The following is a 25,607-nucleotide window of genomic DNA, read 5'->3' as shown; positions in this document are numbered from 1 at the left end:
AGGAGCGCGGGCAGGAGCGCGGGCGCCGGTCAGCGACGGGGCAGCAACTTCTGCACTTCGGCCGCCGTGTCCTTCACGGCGGCGTCGGGCGTGGCGGTCCCTTCCACCACGCGCGACAGGTTGTCGACGATGGCCTGGGTGACGCGCACGCTGTTGGCGCCGGGGAAGGAGTACCAGGGGATCATGCGGTCCATCTGGTCGAGCCCGGCCCGGTAGAGCGGGTGGGTGGCGTAGAAGTCGCCGAGGTACTGGGGCGAGGTGGCGGCGAGGGCGTTGTTGGGCACGTAGCCGGTGCCCGGCACCACCACCGAGGCGCCGTAGGGGCCGGCGGCGAACTTGGCGAAGCGCCAGGCGGCGTCACGCTTGGCGGGGTCCTTGGTGAGGATGACGACGGCGTTGCCGCCGGTCGGCAGGCGGCCGTCCTTCGGGTCGAGCAGCGGGATCGGGGCGGTGCGGAGCTCGAACTTCCGGCCCACGTTGTCGATCGTGTTGCGCAACGCGCCCGTGGTCTGGAACTCCAGCCCGACCTTGCCGGCCACGAAGGCCTGCTCGCCCGCCGGCTTGGTGAAGGCCGGCATGCCGCCCTCCTTCACCATGCGGCCGACCAGCGCGAAGGCGGCCTGGCCGGCCGGCCCGTCGAACGTCACGGTCTTCTCGTCGGGCGACAGCATCGTGCCGCCGTCGCCGAACAGCAGCGCCGAGAACATCCAGTCGTCGCCCTGCCAGCGGAAGTCGATGCCGGCGTCCCCGTCGCCGAGCGCCTTGATCCTGCCGCCGAGCGCGATCACCTCGTCCCAGGTCTTCGGCGGGTGGTCGGGGTCGCCGCCGGCCTTCCGGACGAGGTCGGCGTTCATGTACATGATGGGGTTCGAGGTCGCGAAGGCGAGGCCCGCCTGCCGGCCGCCCCAGCGCGCCAACGACAGGATGTGGTCGGTGAAGCCGAGCTTCTCCATGTCGCCTTCCTGCGCGATCAGCGGCTGGAGGTCGGCCACGATATTGCGCTCGGACAGGATGCGCAGCCGGTTCAGCCCCACGAAGCTCACGTCGGGCAGGTCGGCGGTGCCGGCCTCGCGCAGGATCAGCTGCAGCCCGTCCTCGTAGGTCGGCGAGGGCGTGGCGAAGGCGATCTTCACGTCCGGGTTCTCGGCCATGAACTTCGCCGCCACCGTGTCCATCACGGCCTTGAAGAAGCCCGGCATCGGGTAGTGGACGGTGAGCGTCGTCTCGGCGCGGGCCTGCGGGCCGCAGAGCGCCGCCATCGCCAGTGCGAGCGCCGCCGCGGCGTTTCTGATCCTCGACATGCTGGGTCTCCTGTTGGACGGGCGCCCGTTATTTCAGGCCCGTCATGGTGATGCCCTCGACGAAGCGCCGCTGCGCGAACAGGAAGGCGAGCACGAGGGGAAGCGTGATGACCAGCGTGGCGGCCATGAGGGCGCCGTAGTCGGAGCCCGATTCCGCGGCGCGGAACGCGAAGAGCCCGAGCGGCGGCGTCGCCACCCGGTTGTCGGTGACGACGATCAGCGGCCAGAACAGGTCGTTCCAGTGGGCCACCACCGAGAAGATCGCGAAGGCCGTGACGGCCGGCCAGGAGTTCGGCACGACCACGCGGGCCACGATGCCGGCCTCCGACATGCCGTCGAGCCGCGCCGCGTCGAGCAGGTCGTCCGGCAGGGCGCGGAAGAACTGCAGGAACAGGAAGATGCCGAAGACCGAGACGGAGAAGGGCGCCACCAGCCCCGTGTAGGTGTTGACGAGGTCGAGCCGCCGGAACGCCACATAGAGCGGCAGGGCCGTAGCGTGGATCGGCACCAGCAGGCCGAGCAGCACCAGCCCCATCATGAGGCGGGCCGCGCCGAAGCGCAGTTTCGCCATGGCGTAGGCACAGGGGATCGCCACGGCGACCTGGATGACCAGGATGGCCCCGCAGACGACCGCCCCGTTGATGAGCAGCGTGCCGATGGGCACGCGGTGGAACGCTTCGCGCAGGTTGTCGAGCAGCGCCCAACGGTGCGGCAGAAGCCGGAGCGAGGAGGAGAAGATCTCGTCCCGGGGCTTGGACGCCACCGAAACCATCCACAGGTAGGGCGCGACCGTGACGAGCGCGGCGGCGGACAGGGCGGCAAGGCGCAGCGCGCGGCCGGCCGACAGGGCGGGCGCGCTCATGCGTAATGCGTCCTGCGGTCCTGGATGCGGTATTGCAGCAGCATCAGGCCGACGAGCAGCAGCAGGAACACCACCGTCATGGCCGAGGCGGCACCCACCCGCAGGTACACGAAGCCCTCGCGGTAGATGGTGAAGAGCAGCACCTCGGAAGCGCGGTTGGGGCCGCCCTCGGTGAGGGTCTGCACGGTCTCGAAGACCTTCACGGCGTTGATGATGCTGATGGTGACGACGAACAGCGTCGTGGGCCCGAGCATCGGCCAGGTGACGAGGCGGAAGCGCTGCCAACCGCTTGCCGCGCCATCCACCGCGGCGGCGGCGTAGAGGTCCCGCGGGATGGCGGTGAGCCCCGCCAGGAACAGCACCATGTTGTAGCCGACCGACTGCCACACGCCGATGAGCGCCAGGCTGGCCAGCACGGTGTCGCTGCTGCCGAGCCAGTTGGGCCCCGGCAGGCCGACGAGGCGCAGCAGCTGGTCGACGGGGCCGATGGTGGGGTGCAGCAGGTATTGCCACACCGTCGCCATGGCGACGATGAGCGACACCACGGGCAGGAAGAACAGCGTGCGGAACAGGGCGCGGCCGCGCGTCTCGGCCTCGATCAGCAGGGCGAGGCCGAGCCCGATCAGCACCGAGGCGGGCGTCACCAGCGCGGCATAGACCATGGTGTTGCGGAGCGAGCCGCGGAACCCCGCATCGCCCAGCAGGTCGCGGTAGTTGTCGAGGCCCACGAAGACCAAGGCGTCGTCGCCGAGCTGGTAATCGGTGAGGCTGAGCCCGAAGACGGCGAGCGTCGGCAGGATCACGAAGAGCAGGAGCAGCACCAGCGCCGGGGCCGACAGCGGCAGGGCGCCGCCGGCAGCGGGGCGCGGCGCCGGCCGGCGCGCCCCGCTGGGTCGGCCCGGCGCGCGTGCCGCGGATCGCAGGGCCTCGGCCATCAGCGGCCCGCCCCAGCGGCGATGCGGGCCGGCGCGGGCGCCGGCAGGCGGGCCCCGTCCGCCGCGAAGGCGAGCGCGGCGCCGGGCGCCGGCGCCAACGCCACGGGACAGCCCGGCCGCAGCCCGGCGGCGGCGGCGGGCGACATCTTGGCGACGGCTTCCTCCCCGCTCCCGGCGAGGCGGACGAAGACCAGGACTTCTGAGCCCAGGAACTCCAGCCGCGACACCGCCGCGGCGGCGACCTCCGGGCCGCAGGCGCGCAGGCCCAGCGCCTCGGGCCGGATGCCGAGCGTCACGCTCCCGGGCCCAGCCTCCTGCGGCGCGGCGGGGGCCAGCACCGCCGCGCCGTCAGCCGCGAGCCGGCCCGGCAGCAGGTTGATGCGCGGGTTGCCGACGAAGCGCGCCACCTCGACATGGGCGGGGTCGTCGTAGATCGCCTGGGGGGTGCCGATCTGCAGCAGCGTGCCGCCGATCATCACGGCGACCCGGTCGGCCATGCTCAACGCCTCGGCCTGGTCGTGGGTGACGTAGAGCGTCGGCACGCCGGCGCGCCGGTGCAGCTCGACAATCTCGCCCCGCGCGTGGACGCGCAGGTTGGCGTCGAGGTTGGACAGCGGCTCGTCCATCAGGAAGGCGCCGGGCTGGCGCACCATGGCGCGGGCGAGGGCCACGCGCTGGCGCTGGCCGCCCGACATCTGGCCGGGCTTGCGGTCGAGCAGGCCGTCGATCCTGAGGGAGGCCGCCGTGGCGGCGACGCGGCGCGCGATGTCGGCCCGGCGGGCGCGGCCGCCCGGCACCAGCGGGCCGAGGAGCGGCATGCGCTGCGCGCCCGACAGCTCCCGCATGGCCAGCGGCACGGCGATGTTCTGCCCCGCCGTGAGGTGGGGGTAGAGCGCATAGGACTGGAACACCATGGCGACGTCCCGCCCGGCGGCCGGCACGGCAGTGACGTCGCGCCCGCTCATCGAGACCGTGCCGGCGTCCGGACGGTCGAGGCCGGCCGCGATGCGCAGCAGGGTGCTCTTGCCGCAGCCCGACGGCCCCACGAGGGCGATGAACTCGCCCTCGGCCGCCTCGATGGTGACGCCCTTCAGCACCGCCTGGGCACCGTGGGCCTTGGCGATGTCCCGCAGCGCGAAGGCGCTCATGGCCGGGCCGGTGGGCCGGCGCCACCGTGGGGGTCGATCCAGGGATAGACCTCGCCCACCACGTCGTCGAGCCGGTGCGGCGCGAGTCCCGGCACCGCGACCGTCTCGCTGCTCACGGCATCGCCGAGCAGGTGCAGCACGGCGCCGAGGGTGCGGCGCCCCGGCATGTCGCGCTCCATCGGGCCGACCGTGAAGGAGGAGGCCGGCGCCCAGACCAGCGCGGTGCCGTCGAGCCGGCCCGCGAAGGCGACGTGGAGGTGGCCGCTGGCGAACAGCGCCACGTCGTGCCGGGCCAGCAGCGCGCGCAGGGCGCGGCGGGGCGCCGGCGGGACGCCCCAGTACCCGGTGTCGCCCTCCTCGGGGTCGTCGACGAAGAGCGGCTGGTGCGAGAACATCGCCACCCGCCGCCCGGCCCGTCCCTTGAGGCAGCGCGCCAGCCAGGCGGATTGCTCGGCCTCTTCCTCGCCGCCCGAGCCGCAAAGCAGGCTGTCGATGCCGACGATGCGCCAGGCGCCGTGGTCCTCGGCCCAGCGGTCGGGTCCGACGATGCGGCGCCAGCGGGCCAGCCGCGCGGCGTCGACGGGCTGGCGCGTGCCGGGCAGGTGGCCGATGTCGTGGTTGCCGGGCAGGCACAGCACCGGCACGGGCAGCCGCCGCACCAGCGCGGCCGAGAAGGACAGGTCCGCATCGTGGTCGGCACCGTCGACCGACAGGTCGCCCGTGTGGACCACGAGGTCCGGGGCGAGGTCGGCGATCCAGCGGGCGAGCGGCTCCCAATTGTCGTTGAAATGCGGCTTCGACGGGCTGAGATGCGTGTCGGTGATCTGGAGGAGCTTCATCGGGACCGCGGTGAAAGCGCTGCGCGGCGCCCGCGATCGGGCCCGCGCCGGCTCCGGTCCATAGGACCGTCTCATCTCAGTCTTGCGACAGGCGAGCCGATCGGGCTCATGCGGCCGCCGTGGCGGGATCCAGCCCGAGCCGGCCCGCGTTGTCGGACGATTCGCCGGCACGGCCGGCACCGCGGGGGAGCTTGCCATGGATTATCGTCGCCTCGGAGCCTCGGGCTTCACCGTGCCGGCCCTGAGCTTCGGCACCGGGACATTCGGCGGCAAGGGCGAGTTCTTCCAGGCCTGGGGGGCGACCGACGTCACGGAAGCCCGCCGCCTGATCGACATCTGCCTCGACGCCGGCCTCAACATGTTCGACAGCGCCGACATCTACTCGGCGGGCGCCGCCGAGGAGGTGCTGGGCGGCGCCATCAAGGGCCGGCCGCGCGATTCCATCATCATCTCGACCAAGGCGACCTTTCGCCTGGGCGACGGGCCGAACCAGGTGGGGTCGTCGCGTTACCACATCGTCGACACGGTGCACAAGCAGCTGAAGCGCCTCGGCACCGACTACATCGACCTGTTCCAGCTGCACGGCTTCGACGCCATGACGCCCGTCGAGGAGGTCTTGTCGACGCTCGACCAGCTCGTGCGCGAGGGCAAGATCCGCTACACGGGCGTGTCCAACTTCTCGGGCTGGCACCTGATGAAGTCGCTGGCCGCCGCCGACCGCCACGGCTTCCCGCGCTATGTCGCCAACCAGACCTATTATTCGCTGGTGGGCCGCGACTACGAATGGGAGCTGATGCCGCTCGGCCTCGAGCAGGGGGTCGGCGCCGTGGTGTGGAGCCCGCTCGGCTGGGGCCGCCTCACCGGCAAGATCCGGCGCGGCCAGCCGCTGCCCGAGACGAGCCGCCTGCACAAGACCGCCGATGCCGGGCCGCCGCTCGAGGACGAGTACGTCTACAAGGTGGTGGACGCACTCGACGCCGTCGCGGCCGAGACCGGCAAGACCGTGCCCCAGGTGGCGCTCAACTGGGTGCTGGGCCGCCCCACCGTCTCCTCCGTCATCATCGGCGCCCGCAACGAGGAGCAGCTGCGCCAAAACCTCGGCGCGGTCGGCTGGTCGCTGACACCCGAGCAGGTGAAGCGCCTCGACGACGCTTCGGCCAGGCCCGCCGCCTATCCCTACTGGCACCAGGCGGGCTTCGCCGAGCGGAACCCAGCGCCGGTCTGACGCGCCTTCAGCGCTCCCGGAACTGCGCCACGTGGTGCAGTTCCACCCGGGGCACGTCGCCCTCGTCGTGGAGCCAGCTCGCGATGGCCTCGAAGACGGCGCGGTGGCGCTGGAACCGGTCGACCAGCGGGTCGTCGTCCTCCGGGTCGAGGTCCTCGATGGCGCCCTCGTCGACGAAGCACTCGACCTCGGCCTCGCCGTCCCGCATGATGAAGCGGACCTCGAAGCGCTCCTCCTCGGCGGGCAGCCGGGTCGGTTTCAACGGCATGAGGGCCTCCGGGCTCGCGTGTCGACGCCGCGACGCGTAGCACGGCGGACGACGGGCGTCATGGCGGAGCGGCATGGGCGCCGGCGGGTGGCGGGTAGGCCCCCTGTCGCCGCCCACCCCGATCCGGTGTAGGACCGGACCCGACCGCCACGGACCCGACCGCCACGGACCCGACCCTCACGAGGCCCCCCATGCCGCTTCAGACCCGCAACGCCGTCGTCACCGGTTCGACCAGCGGCATCGGCCTCGCGATCGCCCGCGCGCTGGCGCGGGACGGCGCGGGCGTGATGCTGAACGGCTTCGGCGATGCCGCCGAGATCGAGGCCATCCGCGCCGCCCTGGCCGAGGAATGCGGCGTCGCCGTGCTGCATTCGGCCGCCGACATGGCGAAGCCCGCCGAGATCGCCGCCATGATGGCGGAGGCCGAGGCGAAGCTCGGCAGCGTGGACGTGCTGGTCAACAATGCCGGCATCCAACGCGTCTCGCCCATCGAGGACTTCCCGCCCGACGCCTGGGACGCCATCATCGCCATCAACCTGTCCTCCGCCTTCCACACGATGCGGGCCGCGATTCCCGGCATGAAGGCGCGCGGCTGGGGGCGGATCATCAACACGGCCTCGGCCCACTCGCTTGTGGCGTCGCCCTTCAAATCCGCCTATGTGGCGGCCAAGCACGGCATCGCGGGGCTCACAAAGACGGCGGCGCTCGAACTCGCCACCCACGGCGTCACGGTCAACTGCATCTCGCCCGGCTACGTCTGGACCCCGCTGGTCGAGAAGCAGATCCCCGACACCATGAAGGCCCGCAACCTCACCGAGGCGCAGGTCATCAACGACGTCGTGCTGGCGGCGCAGCCCACCAAGCGCTTCGTCACCGTGGAACAGGTGGCGTCCTTCGCCCTCTACCTCACGACGGAGGCCGCCAGCCAGATCACCGGCGCCAACCTCACCATGGACGGCGGCTGGACGGCGGCCTGATGCACGGCGGCCATCCCACTACGGAACTCGACGGCGGCGACGCGCATTAAAGCTTCGTTAAGCCGCCGCGACGCCGCGGCTCCGGGAGGACCGTGCCGTGACCTTCATCGCTCCCATGCCGTCCCTCGGGGCCCCGGCCTTCCCGTTCCTGGGGTTGCGCAAGCTCGCCAAGTCCCGCGTCATCCGGATCGGCGACGAGGCCAGTGCCCGCGCGGCGCTCGGCGCCGACGGCTTCGCGCCGACGCTGGCGAGCCCCGGCCGTTCCCTGGAAGATCTCGCCCGCATCGCTCTCGGCTGACATCGCGAGCAGGTCCGACGTCTCGTCGGCCCGGCCCTCCGCCTGCCTGAGGCCGAGGGCCGGGCCGTTCGGGGTCACATGCCGAGCTGGGCCATTTTGTAATAGCCGCTGTCGACCAGCACCTGCTTCCAGTTGGCCTTGGTGACGAGCACCGGGTCGAGCAGGTAGGTGGGGACGACCTTCTTGCCGTTGTCGTAGCTCTTGGTGTCGTTGATCTGCGGCTGCGAGCCCGTCAACAGCGCATCGACCATGCCGACCACGACCTTGGCGAGGTCGCGCGTGTCCTTGTAGATGGACGAAGTCTGTTCGCCGGCGATGATGGATTTCACGGACTGGATCTGACAGTCCTGGCCCGTGACGACCGGTAGCTTCATCCCGCCCGAGCCGTAGCCGACCCCCTTCAGCGACGAGATGATGCCCACGGCGAGGTTGTCGTTGGGGGCCAGCACAGCGTTGAGCGTCTTGCCGGTGTAGTAGGCCGACAGGAGGTTGTCCATGCGCGACTGTGCCGTCGCGGCATCCCACTTCGGTGTCGCCACCACCTTCATGCCCACCTGCCCGCTCTGGACCACGAGCTTCTTGGCGTCGATGTGGGGTTCGAGCACCGACATGGCGCCGTTGTAGAAGAAGTAGGCGTTGTTGTCGTCGGGAGAGCCGCCGAACAGCTCGATATTGAACGGGCCCTTGCCGTCCTTCAGGCCCAGCGCGTCGACGATGCTGGTGCCCTGCAGGGCGCCGACCTTCAGGTTGTCGAAGGTCGCGTAATAGTCGACGTTGGGCGAGTTGCGGATGAGCCGGTCGTAGGCGATGACCTTGATGCCGGCGTCATGGGCCTTCTGCAGCACGTCGGTCAGCGTCGTGCCGTCGACCGAGGCGATCACCAGCACCTTAGCGCCCTTGGTGACCATGTTCTCGATCTGGGCGAGCTGGTTGGGGATGTCGTCGTCGGCATATTGCAGGTCGACCTGGTAGCCCTTGTCCTGGAGCTGCCGGACCATGTTGTTGCCGTCGTCGATCCACCGTTGGGTGGTCTTCTCCGGCATGGCGACGCCGATCAGCCCCTTGCCGGCCGCCGAGGCCGCCCGCAGCCCGGCCGCGGAAGCTGCCACGCTGCCGAACGCGAGCGTGCCGAATGTCCTTCTCGTGATCATGCGATTCTCCCTGAAGACCGTGCGAGCGTTGTTCGACTCTTTGATCGCCGATGACGGCCACCTTGCCACTGCGTAGCAGTTTGAGGTACGTACTGCAACGAGTTCAAAACGGCGCCCGTCTTCGGGGCCGACTTCGAGCCGTTCGCGCGTGGCTTGCCAGGGCAGCACGACCTGCTCCGGCGCCCCAGGTTCCTGAGCGGCGTACATCAAGAAGGACACATCATGAGGCGGGGGCGGCCGGCGACGGCGGGAGACGTGGCGGCGGCGGCCGGGGTCAGCCTCGCCACGGTCGACCGCGTGCTCAATGGGCGCCCCGGGGTGCGGAGCGCCACCGCCGAGGCCGTGCGGGAGGCCGTGGAACGCCTCGGCTTCCGCCGGGACGTCGCGGCGGCCAGCCTCGCCCGCGGGCGGCGCTACCGCTTCCGCTTCCTCGTGCCCCGCCTGCCGCAGAACAGCTTCATGCAGGCGGTGCGGCGCGAGATCGACGCCGCGGCGCTGGGCGGGCTCGACCACCGCACCGCCATCGCGGTCGACGATTACGCCGCCTTCGATCCCGCCGACCTCGCCCGCCGGCTCGACGCCTGCCGGCGCGGGGAGGCCATGGGCGTCGCCGTCGTGGCGGTGGACGCCCCGGAGGTGCGCGCCGCCGTGGCGCGGCTGGCCGACGAGGGCGTGGCGGTCGTCACGATGGTGTCGGACGCGAGCCCGTCGCGCCGCACCTGCTTCATCGGGCCCGACAATGTCGCGGCCGGCCGGGTCGCCGCCACCCTGCTGGGCCGCTTCGGCGGGGGACGCCGCGGCCGCATCCTCACCGTGGCGGGGCGCATGACGCTGCGCGACCATGCCGAACGCCGCCTCGGCTTCGCGCAGGTGGTGGAGCGCGACTTCCCGCACCTGTCGCTGCTGCCGGTCGCCGAGGGCCTCGACGACTGGTCCGTCACCGGGCCGATGGTGGCCGAAGCCCTGCGGGCGGCGCCCGACCTCGTCGGCATCTACAGCATGGGCGCCGGCAACCGCGGCATCGTGGCGGCCCTGGTGGCGGCCGGGCGCGGCGCCGACGTCGTCGCGATCGGCCACGAGCTGACGCCTTTCATGCGCGAAGCCCTGCTCAGCGGCACCTTCGACGCCTGCATCAACCAGGACCCCGGCGACGAGGTCCGCCGCGCCGTGCAGACCCTCCGGGCCCTGGCCGACGGCGACCGCGACTTCCGCCCGGATCCCGTGCGGATCGACATCTACGTGAAGGACAACCTGCCGTGACGCTCTTTTCCGACCTGCCGACCGTCCGCTTCGAGGGGCCCGAGACGACGAACCCGCTGGCCTACCGGCACTACGACCCGGACCGGGTCGTGCTCGGCCGGACGCTGCGCCAGCACCTGCGGCTCGCCGTCTGCTACTGGCACAGCTTCGTGATGAACGGGGCCGACCCGTTCGGCGCCCCCACCATCGCGCGCCCTTGGATGACGGGCGAGCCGATGGCCGCCGCCCGCGCCAAGGCCGATGCCGCCTTCGACCTGTTCCGCGTGCTGGACGTGCCCTTCTACACGTTCCACGACCGCGACATCGCGCCGGAAGGCGATGGCTTGGCGGCGACGCTGCGCAACACGCGGGCGGTCGGCGACTACCTCGGCGAGAAGCAGGCGGCGAGCGGCGTCGCGCTGCTCTGGGGCACCGCCAACCTGTTCAGCCATCCGCGCTTCATGGCCGGCGCCGCCACCAACCCGGACCCGGACGTCTTCGCCTGGTCGGCCGCGACCGTGAAGACCGCCCTCGACGTGACGCACCAGCTCGGCGGCGCCAACTACGTCATGTGGGGCGGGCGCGAGGGCTACGAGACGCTGCTCAACACCGACCTCAAGCGCGAGCTCGACCAGATGGGCCGCTTCCTGTCCCTGGTGGTCGACTACAAGCACCGCATCGGCTTCGCCGGGCCGATCCTGATCGAGCCCAAGCCCAAGGAGCCCACCAAGCACCAGTACGACTTCGACGCCGCCACGGTCTACGGCTTCCTCCGGCACTACGGCCTCGAGAAGGACGTCAAGCTGAACCTCGAGGAGAACCACGCGCTGCTCGCCGGCCACAGCTTCGAGCACGAGGTCGCCGTGGCCAATGCCTACGGCATCTTCGGCTCGCTCGACGTCAACCGCGGCGACCCGCTGCTCGGCTGGGACACCGACCAGTTCCCGAGCGACGCGTCCCAGCTCACCCTGGCGTTCCACGAGATGCTGAAGGGCGGCGGGCTCACAACCGGCGGCCTCAACTTCGACGCCAAGATCCGCCGCCAGTCGATCGATGCCGAAGACTTGGTGCACGCCCATGTCGGCGGCATCGACATCTGCGCCGAGGCCTTCCTCAAGGCGGCGCGCCTGGTCGAGGGCGGCGGCCTCGCCGGGCCGGTCAGCGAGCGCTACGCGGGATGGTCGGCGCCCGACCACGCGGCGCGCGGCGCCACGCTGGAGGAGGTCGCCGCCGCCGCGGAAGCGCGCGCCGTGTCGCCCCAGCCGCGCTCGGGCCGGCAGGAGCGGCTGGAAACCGTCGTGGCCCGCGCCTAACCGGCACGGGACACGCCGGCCGGGTCCCAGGCCGCCCACCAGGCCACCGAAGCCGCCGGAGCCGCGCTCAGCGCCCCCTGTCCGGGACGGGGCGCGGCCCCTGGCTCAGCGAGCGCGCCGTCTCCCTGACGAGCGGCCCGAAGCGTTCGGCGAAGGCTTTCGGGGACCAGTCGACCGTCGAGGCCGCGATGTGGACGGCGGCGACCGGCTGTCCCGCCGCGTCGATCACGGCGGCGCCGGCCGTGATCTCCCCGGGCGTGGTCTCCTCCACAGCCATGGCGAAGCCGTCGGCCGCCGCCGTCCGGACCCGGTCCATGATGGCATCGGGATCGCAGATCGTGCGCGGCGTCAGGGGCGCGAGGTCCGACCGCGCGACGATCGACCGGGCCGCCGCCTCGGGGAGGCGCGACAGCACGGCCCGCCCGCCGGCGGTGCAGAACACCGGGATGCGGCGGCCGATCAGCGTGGCGGCGAAGTATTCCCGCTTGGTCTGCTGCCGGATCGCGTAGATCATCGTCGTATCGTCGTGCAGCGACAGGTTGGCCCGCTCGCCGCAGGCATGCCGCAGCTCGATCAGCGCCGGCGTCGCCCGTTCGACGAGCCCGTCCACCCGCAGGAAGTCGAAGGCGGCGTCGAGCACGCGCTTTCCCAGGCGGAACCGCCGCGTCCGCTCGTCCTTGTCGAGATAGCCGAGGCGCCACAGCGTGTGGGCGAAGCGCTGCGTCGCGCTCCTGTCGAGCCCCGACAGCTCCGCGAGTTCGGCGAGCCCGAGGTCGCCGCTCGCGCGGCCGAAGGCGTCGATCAACCGGAAGGCCTTGGCGACGGAAGCGACCTGGAGCGGGTCGTCGCGCGAGGGCTTGGCCGAAGGGTCGGCCGCGGGATCTGCCGAGGGTGGAGACCGACGCTCGATTGACACTTCGACCCCCGTCAAGCTACACTCGATATCACAATGCGATATGTAAGATCGCATTGCAAGCTGATTGTGCAGCGTGATGACCGATCAGGCAGGAGTGCTCCCGATGACGCTCACCTCCGCCAGGCCTGCCCCGGCCGCCGCCGTGACGGTCCACGACAGCCGCCGCGCCGTCCGGGCCGCCGTGATCGGCAACGTGCTCGAATGGTACGATTTCGCCGTCTACGGCTATGTCGCCACCACCATCTCGAAGACGTTCTTCCCGAGCGGCGACGAGGTCGGGGCGCTGCTGGCGACCTTCGCGACCTTCGGGCTCGGCTTCGTCGCCCGCCCCCTCGGCGGCATCGTCCTCGGCCGCATGGGCGACACGCGCGGGCGCAAGGCCGCGCTGCTGTTCACCATCTTCGCCATGGCGATCGGCACCGTGGGGGTGGGGCTCATCCCGGGCTATGCCACGATCGGCATCGTGGCGCCGCTGCTCCTCGTGGCGTGCCGCCTGCTGCAGGGCTTCGCGGCCGGCGGCGAATGGGGCGGCGCCACCGCCTTCATCGTGGAATGGGCGCCGAAGCACCGGCGCGGGTTCTATGCCAGCTTCCAGCAGGCCAGCGTGGCGGCCGGGCTCGTGCTCGGCTCCGGCGTGGCGGCGCTGCTCAGCACGGCGCTCAGCGCGGACCAGGTGGACGCCTGGGGCTGGCGCATCCTGTTCCTGCTCGGCGGCGCCCTGGTGCCGGTGGGCTTCTACATGCGGCGCAACATCGACGAGACCCCGGCCTTCCGCGCCGCCCATGCCGAACCCGCGCCACCGCCGGCCCGCGCCTGGGTGCTGGCCGCCAAGGCCTTCGGCTTCACCATCCTTTGGACGGTCTCGTACTACGTCATCCTCTACTACATGCCGACCTTCACCCAGAAATACGCCGGCCTGTCGCGGGTCGCGGCCCTGTGGTCGAACACCGTCGGCCTGGTGGTCCTGGTGGCGGCGGTTCCCGTGATGGGGCTCTGGTCGGACCGGATCGGCCGCAAGCCGCTGCTCCTCGCCTGCTGCGCGGCTTTCGCCCTGTTCACCTATCCGCTCTTCGCCCTCATGCTGTCGGGCGCCTCCCTCCCCGGCATCATCGCCATCCAGGTCCTGTTCGGGCTGATGATCGCCATGTTCTCGGGTCCGGGGCCGGCCGCCATCGCCGAGATCTTCCCGACGGCGTCGCGCTCCACCTGGATGTCGACCGGCTACAGCCTGGCGACCTGCATCTTCGGGGGCTTCGCGCCCTTCATCGCCACCTGGCTGATCGGCGTCACCGGTTCCCCGATCGCCCCCACCTACTACCTCATCGTCGCCGCGGTCGTGTCCCTGATCGTGATCGCGACCCTGCGCGAGACCGCTCATGACGACCTCCTCTGACACGAACGCCCCTGCCCTCACGACCCCTGCCCTGGACTTCTCCGGCCGCACCGTCGCGGTCAGCGGCGCCGCCGTCGGCTTCGGGCGCGCCATCGCGGACCGCTTCGCCGCCGCCGGTGCCCAGGTCTTCGGCTGCGACATCGCCGGGCGTGAGGGCGGCGACCCGCGCGTCGTCCTGGACGAGGTCGACCTCACCGACCGCGCCGCCGCCGCCGCCTGGATCGCCGCCGTCGAGGACCGCGCCGGCCGCGCCATCGACGTGCTGGTGTGCAACGCGGGCGGCGTCGCGGGCCAGACCGACCGGCCGATCGAGGAGGTGGCGGATGCCGATTGGGACCGCGTCGTCGCCGTCAACCTCGGCTCCACCTTCGCGCTCTGCCGCGCGGCCGCGCCCGGCATGAAGCGGGCGGGGTCCGGCGCCATCGTGACCATCACGTCGGGTGCCGCCCTCCAGGCCTCGCTCACCGGCATCCAGAGCTATTGCTCGGCGAAACACGCCGTGCTGGGCCTGACGCGCCAGCTCGCCCACGAGCTCGGCCCCTTCGGCATCCGGGTCAACAGCGTGGCGCCGGGCTTCGTGCGCACCAACCCGGCGACCGAGCGCCAATGGCTCTCCTACGGGCCCGAACGCCAGCAGCAGCTCGTCGACGCCATCGCGCTGAAGCGCCTCGGCACGGCGGACGAGATCGCCAAGGCCGTCCTGTTCTTCGCCTCCGACCTCGCGAGCTTCGTCAACGGGCAGATCCTGTCCGTCGACGGCGGCCGCTGAGGCGCCGGCATCCGACAACCATGCGGGGCCCGGCGGGCCCGGAGGAGGTCCCCATGAACGACGACGCGACGGGTCCGGGCGAGCCCTGGCAGTGGGAGGAGGCGCATTGGCGCCGCCTCGTCGACCAGGTGCGGGCCGGACGGCGGCTGGCGCCCGGGCGCTGGAAGGACGGGGCGCGCTGCGCCGTGGCGTTGTCCTTCGATTCCGACCACGAGACCAACGAGCTGCGCGAAGGCGGCAAGTCCATCGGCCGCATGGCCTGGGGCCAATACGGCAACCGCGTGGGCGTCCCGCGCATCCTGGAGCTGCTCGGCCGCCACGGCGTGAAGGCCAGCTTCTATGTCCCGGCCGTCGCGGCGCTGCTGCACCCGGACGAGCAGCGGCGCGTCGTGGCGGAGGGCCACGAGATCGGCATCCACGGCTGGATCCACGAGCTGAATTCCGTGCTGCCCTACGCGGTCGAGCGCGACCTGATGTTCCGGGCGACCGACACGCTGGAAAGCATCACCGGCATCCGCCCGGTGGGCCTGCGCACGCCCTCCTGGGATTTCAGCCCCAACACCTTGCGCATCGAGGAGGAGCTCGGCCTGCTCTACGACTCGTCCCTGATGGCCGACGAGGACTGCTACGACCTTCTGCTCGACGGCCGGAGCACCGGCATCGTCGAAGTGCCGGTGGAATGGATCCGCGACGACGCCGTGTATTTCATGATGCACCGCTTCCAGTCGCTCCGGCCCTACACGCCGCCGCAGGACGTCCTCGACATCTTCCTGCGCGAGTTCGAGGCCGCCCACGCGGCCGGAGGGCTGTTCCAGCTCACCATGCACCCGCACATCATCACGCCGCGCTCGCGCATCTGGATCCTCGAGGAGGTGATCCGGCACGCCAAGGCCAAGGGCGACGTCTGGTTCGCCACCCACGCGGAGGTCGCCGCCTTCGTCCGGACGAACGCGGCGGGCGAGGCGTGATGGACGCCGAAGGGCCGCACCGGCCCAAGCCGGCGCCCATGCCGATCTCCATGCCGATGTCCATGCCGACCGCCATGCTCGACACCCTCGCGTCCTGGGTCCGCACCGAAAGCCCGACGCACGACAGCGCCGGGGTGAACCGGATGGTGGACCTCGTGGCGGCGCAGGCCCAGGGCGCACCCGTCGCCGTCGAGCGCCTGCCCGGCCGGCAGGGCCTCGGCGACGCCCTCGTGCTCCGCGCCGGCCCGGCCACCACCGAGCCCGGCATCCTGCTGCTGGTCCACCTCGACACCGTGCATCCCCTGGGGACGCTCGACCGCCACCTGCCGCTGCGCCTCGAGGGCGACCGGCTCTACGGCCCGGGCGTCTACGACATGAAGGGGGGCGCCTGCCTGGCGCTCGAAGCCTTCCTGGAGGTCGCGCGCGCCGGCACCGCCCGCCGGCCTCTGGTCCTCCTCGCCACCCCCGACGAGGAGATCGGCTCGCCGACGAGCCGGGACCTGATCGAGGACCACGCCCGCCGCTCCGCCTATGCCCTCGTCGCCGAGCCCGCCCGCGACGGCGGCCGGATCGTCACGGCCCGGAGCGGCGTCGGCCGCTTCGACGTCGAGGTGCGGGGCCGCGCCGCCCATTCGGGCACGCGCCACCGCGACGGCCGCAACGCCGTCCACGAGGCCGCCCGCCAGATCGCCGCCATCGCGGCCATGACGGACTACGATCGGGGGGTGACGACGGCGGTCTGCACCATCGAGGGCGGCACGGCGGTCAACACGGTGCCGGCGCTCTGCCGCTTCACCGTCGACCTCAGGATCGCCAGCGCGGCGCAGGGCGACGCCATCGTCCCGGCCATCCTGGGCCTCGCCGCCACGCAGCCGGACTTCGCGGTCTCGGTCTCGGGTGGGCTGAACCGACCACCCTACGACAGGACGGCGGAGATCGACCGGCTCTTCGCCCAGGCCAAGGGTCTCGCCGCCGAGATCGGCATCGACCTCGCCTCCGTGCCCCGCGTCGGCGGCGGCTCCGACGGCAACTTCACGGCGGCGCTGGGCGTGCCGACCCTGGACGGGCTCGGCATCGACGGCGACGGGGCCCATACGCACGACGAATACGGCCTGGTCTCGTCGCTCGAGCCGAGACGGCAGCTGATGCGGCGCCTGCTCGAAACGCTGTGAGGCGCGGCGGACAAGGCCCCGTCGACGCCGCGACGGCGCCGACGGGGCCTCAAAGGTCGTGAACGCTCAGTCCCCGTCGTAGCCGTAGACTTCCGGCAGGATGAAGATGGCGGCGAGCAGCCCGCAGAGGGGGAAGATGCACACGAACAGCGTCGCGCCCGCCTGCCCCACCGCGTTGAACAGCTGCGGGAACAGGAAGATCGACAGGAAGGACGGCAGCTTCACGAACATGTAGGCGAAGCCGCTGGCCGTGCCGCGATATTCGGGCCGTGCCACCATGGTGGGGATCGTCATGCAGTTGGATGCGTCCCAGTAGTGGCCCCACAGCATGGCTGCGGCGGCGAAGGGCAGCACCAGGTTGTGGCCCGTCCAGATCGCCCAGGCCGCCACCAGCAGCGACACCAGCACGATCGAGAAGCCCGCGATGGAGATGCCGCGGTGGCCGATCTTGGGGGTGAGCAGCGGCCCGACCCAGCCCGACACGGCGGCGAGGCTGTAGAGGCCCATCAGCGCGAAATTGTTGCCGAGGACCGTCGACACCCCGACGGTGGCGAAGATCACCGGCAGGTAGAATCCGAAGGTGGCGAATTCGGACCCCTGGGCAAAACACGCGATCCAGCCGAAGATCGTGGCCCGCCAGCGGATCGGGTCCCGGCGCAGGTCGGCCAGGAAGGCGCTGGGGCGGGGCTTGGGCACCGCCACGTCCTCGTCGGGCAGCATCGGCAGGTCGTCGCCGTACATGGCGGCCGCGGTGCGCTTGGCTTCGCGGAAGCGGCCGTGGCGCACCAGCCAGACCGCCGTCTCGGGCAGGTCGTGGCGCATCAGCAGGATGATCAGGGCCGGCAGGGCGCCGAGGCCCAGCGTGATGCGCCACACGAGCTGGTGGTCGAGGTTGGCGAGCAGGAACACGGCGATGACCGCCAGGGTCAGCACCTCGCCCACCGCGAACATGAACTGCCAGCGGTTGCCCATCACCTCGCGCACGCCCTTGGGCATGGACTCCATGATGTAGGTGTAGCCGTTGGAGATGTCGGACCCGAGCGGGATGCCGAGCAGCAGCCGCACCACGACGAGCCACTCGACGCTGGTGACGAAGGCCTGGGCCACGGCGAGGACGATGAACATCACCATGGTGGTGAGGAACATGATGCGCCGGCCGACCTTATCGGCGAGCCACCCGCCCACGATCGCCCCGACCAGCGCGCCGCCCTGGGTGCCGGCGGCGGCGAGGCCGAGCAGCGCGGCGCTCGGGTTGTACTGCTCCTTGATGAAGATCAGCACGAAGGCGATGGAATAGAGGTCCCAGGCCTCGACCAGGATCGACGACAGCATCAGCCAGCCGACGCGGTTGCCCTTGGGATTGTAGTTCGACACGAGGTGCTTGACGGCACCGTCCATCACCGCCTTCTGCGGTATCGCCATCGACACGTGGTGTCCCCCCTCGGCTCGTCGGATGCCGGGTTCGGCCCGGCCTTGTCAGCAGGAGAAGGCCCGCGATGGACTGTTTCTGTCAAGACGCCTGGGACCGCCCGCGCCGATCGGGCGGGGGATAGCCGGCGAGCCCCGGCCGGCACCGGTGGCGTCAGATGTGCAGCGCTTCGCCGAGCGCCTTGAGGCTCGCCTCCGCGAAGGCCTCGCCCAGCGTCGGGTGGGCGTGGACCGTGCCGGCGATGTCTTCGAGCCGCGCCCCCATCTCGATGGCGAGGCCGAAGGCGGCGGCGAGTTCGGCGACGCCCCGGCCGGTGGCCTGGATGCCCAGGACCACGTGGTTGTCGGCCCGCGCCGTGACGCGCACGAAGCCCTCGTCGTCGCCGAGCGTCATGGCGCGGCCGTTGGCGGCGAAGGGGAAGAGCCCGGTCTTGACCGCCTGCCCGGCGGCCTTGGCCTGCTCCGGAGACAGGCCGGCCGCGACGATCTCGGGGTCGGTGTAGACCACGGCCGGGATGGTGCGGGGGTCGAAGACCCGGCGCCTGCCCGCCACGATATCCGCCACGGTCTCGCCCTGCGCCATGGCCCGATGGGCCAGCATGGGTTCCCCGGTGACGTCGCCCACCGCCCACACGCCCCGCATCGAGGTGGCGCAGCGCTCGTCGATGCGGATGAACGGCCCTTCCATGTCGAGGTCGAGCCGCTCGAGGCCCCAGCCCTCCGTCCGGGGCCGCCGCCCCGCCGCGACGAGGATCCGGTCCGCCGGCACCGCCCGGCGCCCCGCGGGCGTGTCGACGAGCAACGCGTCCCCGTCGCGGCCCGCCGCCCTTCCGCCCAGCATCAGCGTCACGCCATGGGCGTCGAGGCTGCGGCGCAGCGGGCGGACGAGTTCGGCGTCGTAGAGCGGCAGGATGCGGTCCGCCGCCTCCACCACCGTCACGGCGGCGCCGAGCTTGGCGAAGGCCATGCCGAGTTCGAGCCCGATATAGCCGGCCCCCACCACGGCGAGGCGCCGCGGCACCTCGGTCAGCGACAGGGCCTCGGTCGACGAGATCACGGGGCCGCCGAAGGGCAGGCCCGGCAGGTCGGCGGGCCGCGAGCCGGTGGCGAGGACCACGTGTTCGGCCCGCACCGTGTCGGTGCCGACGTCGGTGTCGACCCGGCAGGTCTTGCCGTCCAGCATGGTGCCGCGGCCCCGCAGGATCTTGACGCCGTTCTTCTTCAGCAGGGCGGCGACGCCGGCGTTGAGCCGCGCCACGATGCCGTCCTTCCAGGCGACGGTGCGGGCGAAGTCGAGCGTCGGCGTGCCGGTGCTGAGGCCGAAGGGCGAGCCCGATGCGTGGCGGAGTGCCAGGGCGTAGTCGCCGGCGGCGTGGATCAGGGCTTTCGACGGAATGCAGCCGACGTTGAGGCAGGTGCCGCCCACCTTGGTGTCCTCGACCAGCACGGTGTCGACCCCGTGGTGGCCGGCGCGGATCGCCGCCACGTAGCCGCCCGGGCCGCCGCCCAGCACCAGGAGTTTAGCGGCGATCTCCGCCATGGCGTCACGCCTCCATGAAGAGCAGGGCCGGGGTTTCCAGCAGCGCCTTCACGGCCTGGATGAAGGAGGCGGCCTCGTGGCCGTCGACCACGCGGTGGTCGAAGGAGGAGGACAGGTTCATCATCAGCCGCGGCACCACGCCCCCGCCGATCCACATGGGCCGCATCACCTGCCGGTTCACGCCCACGATGGCGACCTCGGGCCGGTTGACGACCGGCGTCGACGCGATGCCGCCGAGCGCGCCGAGCGACGTCACCGTAATGGTCGAACCCGAAAGCTCGTCGCGCGCCGCCGTGCCGTCGCGGGCGGCTTCGGCGAGGCGGCGGACCTCGGCGGCGCAGTTCCACAGGTCGCGCGCCTCGGCGTGGCGCAGCACCGGCACCACGAGGCCGCCGGCCGTCTGCGCCGCGATGCCGACGTGGACGGCGCCGAAGCGATGCACCACCTCGGCCTCGTCGTCGTAATGGGCGTTGAGGCCGGGGAAATCCGGCAGGGCGCGCACCAGGGCCTGGACCAGGAAGGGGATGAGGGTCAGCTTCGGCCGCGCCGCGCCGTGGCGCCGGTTCAGCGCCGCCCTCAGCTCTTCCAGCGCCGTCACGTCGACCTCCTCGACGTAGGAGAAATGCGCGACCCGGCGGGTCGACTCCGCCATGGCCCTGGCGATGCGGCGGCGCAGCCCCCTCACGGCGACGTCCTCGACGCCGGTCCGCTCCCGCGACCCGGCCGCCGGGGTCGGGGCGGCGTCGGCGCGCGCGACGGCGTCGAGGTCGTCGTGGGTGATGCGGCCCGCCGGGCCGGTGCCGCGGACCTGGCGCAGGTCGATCCCCGCCTCCAGCGCCCGGCGCCGCACGGCCGGCGCGGCCAGGGGCTTCTCGCCGGCCGCGCGCGCCATCCCGGCCGGCACCGGCCGGGGCGGAGGCCCCCGCAGGCTTGGGGGCGGCGACGGCAGGGGGCGGGGCGGCACTTCGGCGGGCGCCAGGACCGGCGCCTCGGGCGGGCGCGGCGGCGGCGGGGCCTCGGGCGCGGCGAGCCCGTCGGCGACGGGCTCGTTGGGAGCCTCGGGCGTGCCGCCCCCCACCTCCAGCCGCACCAGTTCGGAGCCCACCGCCAGCACGGTGCCGGCCGCGACGCCGAGCGCCGTGACGGTGCCGTCGGCGGGTGACGGGATCTCGACCGTCGCCTTGTCGGTCATCACGGCGGCCAGCACCTGGTCCTCGCGCACGGCGTCGCCGACCTTGACGTGCCATTCGACGACCTCGGCCTCGGCCACGCCCTCGCCGATGTCGGGGAGCTTGACGCTGCGGGTCGCCATGTCAGGCCTCCACGATCTGCAGCAGCGCCCGGGCCACGCGGACGGGGCCGGGGAAATAGTCCCATTCCTGCGCGTGGGGATAGGGCGTGTCCCAGCCGGTGACGCGCAGCACCGGCGCTTCGAGGTGGTAGAAACAGGCGCCCTGCACCAGGGCGGCGAGTTCGGCGCCGAACCCCGACGTCAGCGTCGCCTCGTGCAGCACGATGCAGCGGCCGGTCTTGCGCACCGAGGCCTCGATGGCGTCGAGGTCGAGCGGCACCAGCGTGCGCAGGTCGAGGATCTCGGCATCGACGCCGCAATCGGCCGCCGCCGCCTCGGCGACATGCACCATCGTGCCATAGGCCAGCACCGTCACGGCGGCGCCCTCGCGCCGGAGCGCGGCGCGGCCGAGCGGCACCGTGTAGTGCCCGTCCGGCACCTCGCCGAGCGGGTGTCGCGACCACGGCGTCACGGGCCGGTCGTGGTGGCCGTCGAAGGGGCCGTTGTAGATGCGCTTGGGCTCGAGGAAGATGACGGGGTCGTCGTCCTCGATGGCGGCGATGAGCAGGCCCTTGGCGTCGTGGGGGTTCGACGGCACCACGGTCTTGAGCCCCGCCACATGGGTGAACAGCGCTTCCGGGCTCTGGCTGTGCGTCTGCCCGCCGAAGATGCCGCCGCCCGCCGGCATGCGGATGACGAGCGGGGCGGTGAAATCGCCGTTCGAGCGGTAGCGCAGCCGCGCCGCCTCCGACACGATCTGGTCGTAGGCGGGGTAGACGTAATCGGCGAACTGCACCTCGACGCAGGGCCGCAGCCCATAGGCCGCCATGCCGACGGCGGCGCCCACGATGCCGAGTTCCGAGATGGGGGCGTCGAAGCAGCGGTTCGCCCCGAAGCGCTGCTGCAGGCCCTGGGTGCAGCGGAACACGCCGCCGAAATAGCCGACGTCCTCGCCGAAGACGACGACGTTGTCGTCCCGCTCCATCGCCACCGCCATGGCGTCGCGGATGGCCTCGATCATGGTGCGGCGGCTCAATAGCCCGCCTCCTGGCGCTGCCGGCGCAGGTGCGGCGGCATGGTGGCGTAGACGCCCTCGAACATGTCGCGCGCCGAGGGCCGGGGGCCCGAATGCAGCGTGCCATGCGCCTCGGCTTCCCGCTGCGCCGCCAGGATCGTGTCGAGGATCTCGGCCTCGCCCTGGCGGTGCCGCTCCTCCGACCAGGCGCGGCGGGCGATGAGGTGGCGCTTCAGCCGCTCGACGGGGTCGCCCAGCGGCCAGGCGTCGAACTCGGCCTTGGGCCGGTAGGCGGACGGGTCGTCCGAGGTGGAATGGGCTCCGGCCCGATAGGTGACGTATTCGATCAGCGTCGGCCCGAGGTTCGCGCGCGCCCGCTCGGCCGCCCAGCGCGCCACGGCGTGGACGGCGAGGTAGTCGTTGCCGTCGACGCGCAGCGCCGGGATGCCGAAGCCGTGGCCGCGCGCCGCGAAGGTGGCCGAGGAGCCGCGGGCCAGCCCCGAGAAGGTCGAGATCGCCCATTGGTTGTTGACGACGTTGAGCATCACGGGCGCCCGGTAGGTCGAGGCGAACACCAGCGCGGCGTGGAAGTCCGGCTCGGCCGTGGCGCCGTCGCCGATCCAGGCGGCCGCGATGCGGGTGTCGCCCTTGATGGCCGAGGCCATGGCCCAGCCCACCGCCTGGATGTATTGGGTGGCGAGGTTGCCCGAGATGGAGAAGAAGCCGAAGGCCTTCGACGAATACATGATGGGCAGCTGCCGCCCGTGCAGCGGATCCTCCGCGTTGGAGAAGATCTGGTTCATCATCGTGGTCAGGGGATAGCCGGCCGCCACCAGCAGCCCCGCCTGCCGGTAGGTCGGGAAGTGCATGTCGCCCGGCTCCAGCGCGCGCTGGACGGCGCAGGACACCGCCTCCTCGCCGAGGTGCTGCATGTAGAACGAGGTCTTGCCCTGGCGCTGCGCCATCAGCATGCGGGCGTCGAAGGCCCGCAGCGTCATCATGTGGCGCAGGCCCTCGAGCGCCTCGGCGTCGTCGCGCGTGCCGGCCCAGGGCCCGACGGCGCGGCCCTCGTCGTCGAGCACCCGGATGATGGCATAGGCGAGGTCGCGGATGTCGTCGGCCGCGACATCGATCGGCGGGCGGCGCACCGCGCCGGCTTCCGACGTGGCGATGTCGGCGAAGACCGGCGTCCCGCCGGGGCGCACCGCGGGCTCGGGGACGCGCAGGGTCAGGGGCCGGACGTCCGCCATGGGTTGCCTCCCGGTATTTCGGCGAGCCTAGGACGGGGCGTGGGGGAGATCAACGGGGGGTTCATCGCGCGCCGGCGCACCGCCGGCTCGCGTCGCGCTCAGGCGATCGGCACCGCCAGGGGCAGCAGGCGGTCCCGCGCGGCCCGGAGCAGCCGCTCCATGGCGCGCGACGCGCGCTCGGGATCCCGCGCCAGGATGGCGGCCCTGACGGCGTCGTGGGCCGCGAGGCTCTCGGCCGGGCGGATCGCATGGCGCTGCAGCATCTGCGACGACACCCGCAAGGCGGATTTCAGCGTGCTGCCGACCGTGACGAAGAGCCCGTTGTGCGAGGCCTGGATCACGGCGAGGTGGAAGGCGAGTTCGGCCTGCGCGGTCGCCTCGATGGCGAGGTTGGTTTCGAAGGCCTGAGCCAGTTCGCGGTAATGGTACTCCACGGCGGCGAAATCCTCCGCGGTACCGTCGCGAGCCGCCAGGTGGGAGGCACGAGGCTCGAGGCACAGGCGCATCTCGAAGATGTCGGCGACGATCTTGGCGTCGAACTGGGCCGACAACCGCCAGGTGAGCACGTCGCGGTCGAGCAGGCTCCACTCCGCGAACGGCAGCACGCGGGTGCCGACCTTGGGCGACACCTCGATGAGCCGTTTGGCCGAGAGATTCTTGACCGCCTCGCGCACCACCGTGCGGCTCACGCCGTAGGCGCGGCACAGTTCCGCCTCGACCGGCAGCGTGTCGCCGGGCCGGAACTCACCACCGACGATGCGGGCGCCGAGCAGGGCGGCGATCTGGGCCGACATGGTCCCGATGGGAATCAGCTCGCGTTCGAACATCCCGGGCCGTCCTTCCTTCGCTGGTAATTGCTATCGGTGGCTGAAAACCGGATTGACAAGGCCAAAGTCGGCCGACAGAATATCCATCATAACATAATATGAAAGACACGGCCTCGCAGCCTGCCTCGGGTAGGCGAGCTGGGCGGGCGCGGCCATCCCAGGGCCGGATCGGTGTCGGGAGAAACGCTATGGCAAGATGGACACGCGCGGCGGCCGCGTCGGCCTTGGCAATGCTCGCGCTCGGCGCAGGGGCAGAAGCCAAGACCAAGGTAACGTGGTGGGACTTCCTGTCCGGCGGCGACGGCCTGCGCATGAAGGCCATGATCCAGGCCTTCGAGAAGGACAATCCCGACATCGAGATCGATGCCACGACGCTCGAATGGGGCATCCCCTTCTACACGAAGGTACAGACCGCCGCGGCGATCGGGCAGGGTCCGGACATCATGACCTACGCTCTGTCGCGCATCCCACTCGGCGTCTCGACCGGGTCGCTGAGACCGTTCTCGGACGCCGAGTTGAGCAGTGTGGGGCTGGCCGCGAAAGACTATGTCCCGTCGGATTGGGACGCCGCGCATGTCGACGGCAAGCTGTATGCCGTGCCACTCGATATCCACTCGATCATCCTCTACTACAACAAAGACCTGTTGAAGAAAGCCGGGCTACTCGGCGACGACGGCAGGCCCAAGGGCCTGGACGGGCTGACAAACTTCGACGCCGCCCTCGCGAAGCTGACCGACCCCGCGAGCGGCCGATACGGTCTTTCGATCCACGACGGCCAGCCGGACGGCAGTTCGGTGTGGCGGATCTTCTATACGCTGCTCAAGCAGCAGAGCGGCACGTTCCTGAAGGACGGCAAGGTCCTCGAGGGCGAGAACGGCACCAAGGCCGAGACGGCGCTCGGTGCCATCGCCGACTGGGTGGGGCGGGGCTGGGCTCCGAAGGCGACGAGCTATCCGGCCTCGCTGGCGCTCTTCACGTCCGGCAAGGCCGCGATGCACGTCAACGGCGTCTGGGAGGTGCCGACGATGGTCGACCTCGCCAAGGCCGACAAGCTCGGCTTCGCGTGGGGCGCGGTGCAGTTCCCGACACTGTTCGACCGCCCCGCGACCTGGGCCGACAGCCACGCCTTCGCGGTCCCGGCCCGCAAGGGCAACGCCGTCTCCCCCGAGACCATGAAGGCCGTCATGACGGTGATCGCCTGGATGGACCGGCACGGCATCGACTGGGCGTCGGCCGGCCACATCCCGGCCTACAGGCCGGTGACCGACGGTCCGGCCTTCCTCGCGCTCAAGCCCAACGCCGATTATGCGGGGCTGGCCAGAACGGCGGAGTTCGACCCGAAATCCACCGTCACGGGCGTGGCATCCCCCACCTACGACGCAGCCACGAACTTCATGGAGCCGGCCGTCAACGGGCAGCTCGATGCCAAGAGCGCGATCGCTCAGACCCGCGATCAGATCCAGGACGCGCTGCAGTAGCCCG

The 25,607-nt window shown here is 71.6% G+C and carries 24 protein-coding genes; 10 read left to right on the top strand and 14 right to left on the bottom strand.

From position 1 onward, the window contains the following. Positions 1-29 precede the first annotated feature (29 nt). From D3272_RS05045 to D3272_RS05025, 5 genes are read right to left on the bottom strand one after another with little or no spacing between them, the layout of a single operon-like run. Positions 30-1,301, bottom strand: coding sequence for an ABC transporter substrate-binding protein (locus D3272_RS05045; protein ID WP_129218054.1), 1,272 nt, complete (start codon positions 1,299-1,301; stop codon positions 30-32). A gap of 28 nt (positions 1,302-1,329) precedes the next feature. Then, positions 1,330-2,163 carry a carbohydrate ABC transporter permease gene (locus tag D3272_RS05040; RefSeq protein ID WP_129218053.1) on the bottom strand — a complete coding sequence of 278 codons (834 nt, stop codon included), beginning with the start codon at positions 2,161-2,163 and terminating at the stop codon, positions 1,330-1,332. Beyond that, positions 2,160-3,098, bottom strand: a complete 939-nt coding sequence (locus D3272_RS05035; RefSeq protein WP_129218052.1) for a carbohydrate ABC transporter permease — start codon at positions 3,096-3,098, stop codon at positions 2,160-2,162. The genes D3272_RS05040 and D3272_RS05035 overlap by 4 nt, the downstream gene beginning before the upstream one ends. Beyond that, positions 3,098-4,246, bottom strand: a complete 1,149-nt coding sequence (locus D3272_RS05030; protein WP_129218051.1) for an ABC transporter ATP-binding protein — start codon at positions 4,244-4,246, stop codon at positions 3,098-3,100. The genes D3272_RS05035 and D3272_RS05030 overlap by 1 nt, the downstream gene beginning before the upstream one ends. Further along, positions 4,243-5,085, bottom strand: coding sequence for a metallophosphoesterase family protein (locus tag D3272_RS05025; RefSeq protein WP_129218050.1), 843 nt, complete (start codon positions 5,083-5,085; stop codon positions 4,243-4,245). Before D3272_RS05025 ends, D3272_RS05030 begins: the two co-directional genes overlap by 4 nt. A 196-nt stretch (positions 5,086-5,281) precedes the next feature. Between D3272_RS05025 and D3272_RS05020 the strand changes: the two genes are divergently transcribed. Then, positions 5,282-6,310 carry an aldo/keto reductase gene (locus D3272_RS05020; RefSeq protein ID WP_129218049.1) on the top strand — a complete coding sequence of 343 codons (1,029 nt, stop codon included), beginning with the start codon at positions 5,282-5,284 and terminating at the stop codon, positions 6,308-6,310. Positions 6,311-6,317: 7 nt separating this feature from the next. On the opposite strand, the gene D3272_RS05015 is transcribed toward D3272_RS05020, so the two are convergent. Beyond that, positions 6,318-6,578 carry a DUF1488 family protein gene (locus D3272_RS05015; protein WP_165361222.1) on the bottom strand — a complete coding sequence of 87 codons (261 nt, stop codon included), beginning with the start codon at positions 6,576-6,578 and terminating at the stop codon, positions 6,318-6,320. 191 nt (positions 6,579-6,769) lie between these two features. Here D3272_RS05015 and D3272_RS05010 point away from each other — a divergent pair, with 191 nt between their 5' ends. Both D3272_RS05010 and D3272_RS05005 read left to right on the top strand, forming a co-directional pair. Continuing rightward, on the top strand, positions 6,770-7,555 hold the full coding sequence (locus tag D3272_RS05010; RefSeq protein WP_129218047.1) for a 3-hydroxybutyrate dehydrogenase: 786 nt from the start codon (positions 6,770-6,772) through the stop codon (positions 7,553-7,555). Between the two features lie 97 nt (positions 7,556-7,652). Next, positions 7,653-7,853, top strand: coding sequence for a hypothetical protein (locus D3272_RS05005; protein WP_129218046.1), 201 nt, complete (start codon positions 7,653-7,655; stop codon positions 7,851-7,853). 74 nt (positions 7,854-7,927) lie between these two features. On the opposite strand, the gene chvE is transcribed toward D3272_RS05005, so the two are convergent. Beyond that, a complete protein-coding gene (gene chvE, locus D3272_RS05000) occupies positions 7,928-9,004 on the bottom strand; it encodes a multiple monosaccharide ABC transporter substrate-binding protein (protein WP_129218045.1) in 1,077 nt (358 codons plus the stop codon). 222 nt (positions 9,005-9,226) lie between these two features. On the opposite strand from chvE, the gene D3272_RS27860 reads away from it, so the two are divergent. Together D3272_RS27860 and xylA are read left to right on the top strand one after the other, a co-directional pair. Beyond that, positions 9,227-10,264 carry a LacI family DNA-binding transcriptional regulator gene (locus tag D3272_RS27860; protein WP_245496390.1) on the top strand — a complete coding sequence of 346 codons (1,038 nt, stop codon included), beginning with the start codon at positions 9,227-9,229 and terminating at the stop codon, positions 10,262-10,264. After that, positions 10,261-11,556, top strand: coding sequence for a xylose isomerase (xylA, locus tag D3272_RS27855; RefSeq protein WP_245496389.1), 1,296 nt, complete (start codon positions 10,261-10,263; stop codon positions 11,554-11,556). Before D3272_RS27860 ends, xylA begins: the two co-directional genes overlap by 4 nt. 67 nt (positions 11,557-11,623) lie before the next feature. On the opposite strand, the gene D3272_RS04990 is transcribed toward xylA, so the two are convergent. After that, positions 11,624-12,487 (bottom strand): IclR family transcriptional regulator, encoded by an 864-nt coding sequence (locus D3272_RS04990; RefSeq protein WP_207210126.1) that lies wholly within the window; start codon positions 12,485-12,487, stop codon positions 11,624-11,626. 88 nt (positions 12,488-12,575) lie between these two features. Here D3272_RS04990 and D3272_RS04985 point away from each other — a divergent pair, with 88 nt between their 5' ends. The 4 genes from D3272_RS04985 to D3272_RS04970 are packed head-to-tail and all read left to right on the top strand — an operon-like array spanning position 12,576 to position 16,774. After that, on the top strand, positions 12,576-13,865 hold the full coding sequence (locus tag D3272_RS04985) for an MFS transporter (RefSeq protein WP_129218043.1): 1,290 nt from the start codon (positions 12,576-12,578) through the stop codon (positions 13,863-13,865). Next, the gene (locus D3272_RS04980; protein ID WP_129218042.1) at positions 13,849-14,634 is read left to right on the top strand and encodes an SDR family NAD(P)-dependent oxidoreductase; all 786 of its coding nucleotides are present in this window, start codon (positions 13,849-13,851) and stop codon (positions 14,632-14,634) included. Before D3272_RS04985 ends, D3272_RS04980 begins: the two co-directional genes overlap by 17 nt. A 53-nt stretch (positions 14,635-14,687) precedes the next feature. Beyond that, positions 14,688-15,602 carry a polysaccharide deacetylase family protein gene (locus D3272_RS04975; protein ID WP_129218041.1) on the top strand — a complete coding sequence of 305 codons (915 nt, stop codon included), beginning with the start codon at positions 14,688-14,690 and terminating at the stop codon, positions 15,600-15,602. Between the two features lie 38 nt (positions 15,603-15,640). Further along, positions 15,641-16,774 carry a M20 family metallopeptidase gene (locus tag D3272_RS04970; RefSeq protein ID WP_129218157.1) on the top strand — a complete coding sequence of 378 codons (1,134 nt, stop codon included), beginning with the start codon at positions 15,641-15,643 and terminating at the stop codon, positions 16,772-16,774. A gap of 66 nt (positions 16,775-16,840) precedes the next feature. Here D3272_RS04970 and D3272_RS04965 read toward each other — a convergent pair whose 3' ends face one another. The 6 genes from D3272_RS04965 to D3272_RS04940 all read right to left on the bottom strand — a co-directional run bounded on the left by D3272_RS04965 (position 16,841) and on the right by D3272_RS04940 (position 24,125). Next, entirely contained in the window at positions 16,841-18,196 is a 1,356-nt protein-coding gene (locus tag D3272_RS04965) for an MFS transporter (RefSeq protein WP_129218040.1), read from the bottom strand. Between the two features lie 160 nt (positions 18,197-18,356). Then, the gene (gene lpdA / locus D3272_RS04960) at positions 18,357-19,742 is read right to left on the bottom strand and encodes a dihydrolipoyl dehydrogenase (RefSeq protein ID WP_129218039.1); all 1,386 of its coding nucleotides are present in this window, start codon (positions 19,740-19,742) and stop codon (positions 18,357-18,359) included. A 4-nt stretch (positions 19,743-19,746) separates the two neighbouring features. Continuing rightward, positions 19,747-21,054, bottom strand: coding sequence for a dihydrolipoamide acetyltransferase family protein (locus D3272_RS04955; protein ID WP_129218038.1), 1,308 nt, complete (start codon positions 21,052-21,054; stop codon positions 19,747-19,749). 1 nt (position 21,055) lies between these two features. Beyond that, positions 21,056-22,069 (bottom strand): alpha-ketoacid dehydrogenase subunit beta, encoded by a 1,014-nt coding sequence (locus D3272_RS04950; RefSeq protein WP_129218037.1) that lies wholly within the window; start codon positions 22,067-22,069, stop codon positions 21,056-21,058. Then, positions 22,066-23,298 carry a thiamine pyrophosphate-dependent enzyme gene (locus D3272_RS04945; RefSeq protein WP_129218036.1) on the bottom strand — a complete coding sequence of 411 codons (1,233 nt, stop codon included), beginning with the start codon at positions 23,296-23,298 and terminating at the stop codon, positions 22,066-22,068. Before D3272_RS04945 ends, D3272_RS04950 begins: the two co-directional genes overlap by 4 nt. A 98-nt stretch (positions 23,299-23,396) precedes the next feature. Next, positions 23,397-24,125, bottom strand: coding sequence for a FadR/GntR family transcriptional regulator (locus tag D3272_RS04940; protein ID WP_165361221.1), 729 nt, complete (start codon positions 24,123-24,125; stop codon positions 23,397-23,399). 188 nt (positions 24,126-24,313) lie between these two features. Here D3272_RS04940 and D3272_RS04935 point away from each other — a divergent pair, with 188 nt between their 5' ends. Beyond that, complete coding sequence (locus D3272_RS04935; RefSeq protein WP_129218035.1) at positions 24,314-25,603, top strand: extracellular solute-binding protein; 1,290 nt, start codon at positions 24,314-24,316, stop codon at positions 25,601-25,603. Positions 25,604-25,607: the final 4 nt, after the last annotated feature.

This window comes from Lichenibacterium ramalinae (assembly GCF_004137085.1).
Lineage (GTDB): Bacteria > Pseudomonadota > Alphaproteobacteria > Rhizobiales > Beijerinckiaceae > Lichenihabitans > Lichenihabitans ramalinae.
This window is presented reverse-complemented; position numbering and strand designations above follow the sequence as displayed.

What these genes read in the sequence shown, in the direction of transcription:
- D3272_RS05045 (WP_129218054.1), bottom strand. Translation starts at nt 1,301, where the DNA reads ATGTCGAGGATCAGAAACGCCGCGGCGGCGCTCGCACTGGCGATGGCG.
- D3272_RS05040 (WP_129218053.1), bottom strand. Translation starts at nt 2,163, where the DNA reads ATGAGCGCGCCCGCCCTGTCGGCCGGCCGCGCGCTGCGCCTTGCCGCC.
- D3272_RS05035 (WP_129218052.1), bottom strand. Translation starts at nt 3,098, where the DNA reads ATGGCCGAGGCCCTGCGATCCGCGGCACGCGCGCCGGGCCGACCCAGC.
- D3272_RS05030 (WP_129218051.1), bottom strand. Translation starts at nt 4,246, where the DNA reads ATGAGCGCCTTCGCGCTGCGGGACATCGCCAAGGCCCACGGTGCCCAG.
- D3272_RS05025 (WP_129218050.1), bottom strand. Translation starts at nt 5,085, where the DNA reads ATGAAGCTCCTCCAGATCACCGACACGCATCTCAGCCCGTCGAAGCCG.
- D3272_RS05020 (WP_129218049.1), top strand. Translation starts at nt 5,282, where the DNA reads ATGGATTATCGTCGCCTCGGAGCCTCGGGCTTCACCGTGCCGGCCCTG.
- D3272_RS05015 (WP_165361222.1), bottom strand. Translation starts at nt 6,578, where the DNA reads ATGCCGTTGAAACCGACCCGGCTGCCCGCCGAGGAGGAGCGCTTCGAG.
- D3272_RS05010 (WP_129218047.1), top strand. Translation starts at nt 6,770, where the DNA reads ATGCCGCTTCAGACCCGCAACGCCGTCGTCACCGGTTCGACCAGCGGC.
- chvE (WP_129218045.1), bottom strand. Translation starts at nt 9,004, where the DNA reads ATGATCACGAGAAGGACATTCGGCACGCTCGCGTTCGGCAGCGTGGCA.
- D3272_RS27860 (WP_245496390.1), top strand. Translation starts at nt 9,227, where the DNA reads ATGAGGCGGGGGCGGCCGGCGACGGCGGGAGACGTGGCGGCGGCGGCC.
- D3272_RS04985 (WP_129218043.1), top strand. Translation starts at nt 12,576, where the DNA reads ATGACGCTCACCTCCGCCAGGCCTGCCCCGGCCGCCGCCGTGACGGTC.
- D3272_RS04980 (WP_129218042.1), top strand. Translation starts at nt 13,849, where the DNA reads ATGACGACCTCCTCTGACACGAACGCCCCTGCCCTCACGACCCCTGCC.
- D3272_RS04975 (WP_129218041.1), top strand. Translation starts at nt 14,688, where the DNA reads ATGAACGACGACGCGACGGGTCCGGGCGAGCCCTGGCAGTGGGAGGAG.
- D3272_RS04970 (WP_129218157.1), top strand. Translation starts at nt 15,641, where the DNA reads ATGCCGATCTCCATGCCGATGTCCATGCCGACCGCCATGCTCGACACC.
- D3272_RS04965 (WP_129218040.1), bottom strand. Translation starts at nt 18,196, where the DNA reads ATGGCGATACCGCAGAAGGCGGTGATGGACGGTGCCGTCAAGCACCTC.
- lpdA (WP_129218039.1), bottom strand. Translation starts at nt 19,742, where the DNA reads ATGGCGGAGATCGCCGCTAAACTCCTGGTGCTGGGCGGCGGCCCGGGC.
- D3272_RS04955 (WP_129218038.1), bottom strand. Translation starts at nt 21,054, where the DNA reads ATGGCGACCCGCAGCGTCAAGCTCCCCGACATCGGCGAGGGCGTGGCC.
- D3272_RS04945 (WP_129218036.1), bottom strand. Translation starts at nt 23,298, where the DNA reads ATGGCGGACGTCCGGCCCCTGACCCTGCGCGTCCCCGAGCCCGCGGTG.
- D3272_RS04940 (WP_165361221.1), bottom strand. Translation starts at nt 24,125, where the DNA reads ATGTTCGAACGCGAGCTGATTCCCATCGGGACCATGTCGGCCCAGATC.
- D3272_RS04935 (WP_129218035.1), top strand. Translation starts at nt 24,314, where the DNA reads ATGGCAAGATGGACACGCGCGGCGGCCGCGTCGGCCTTGGCAATGCTC.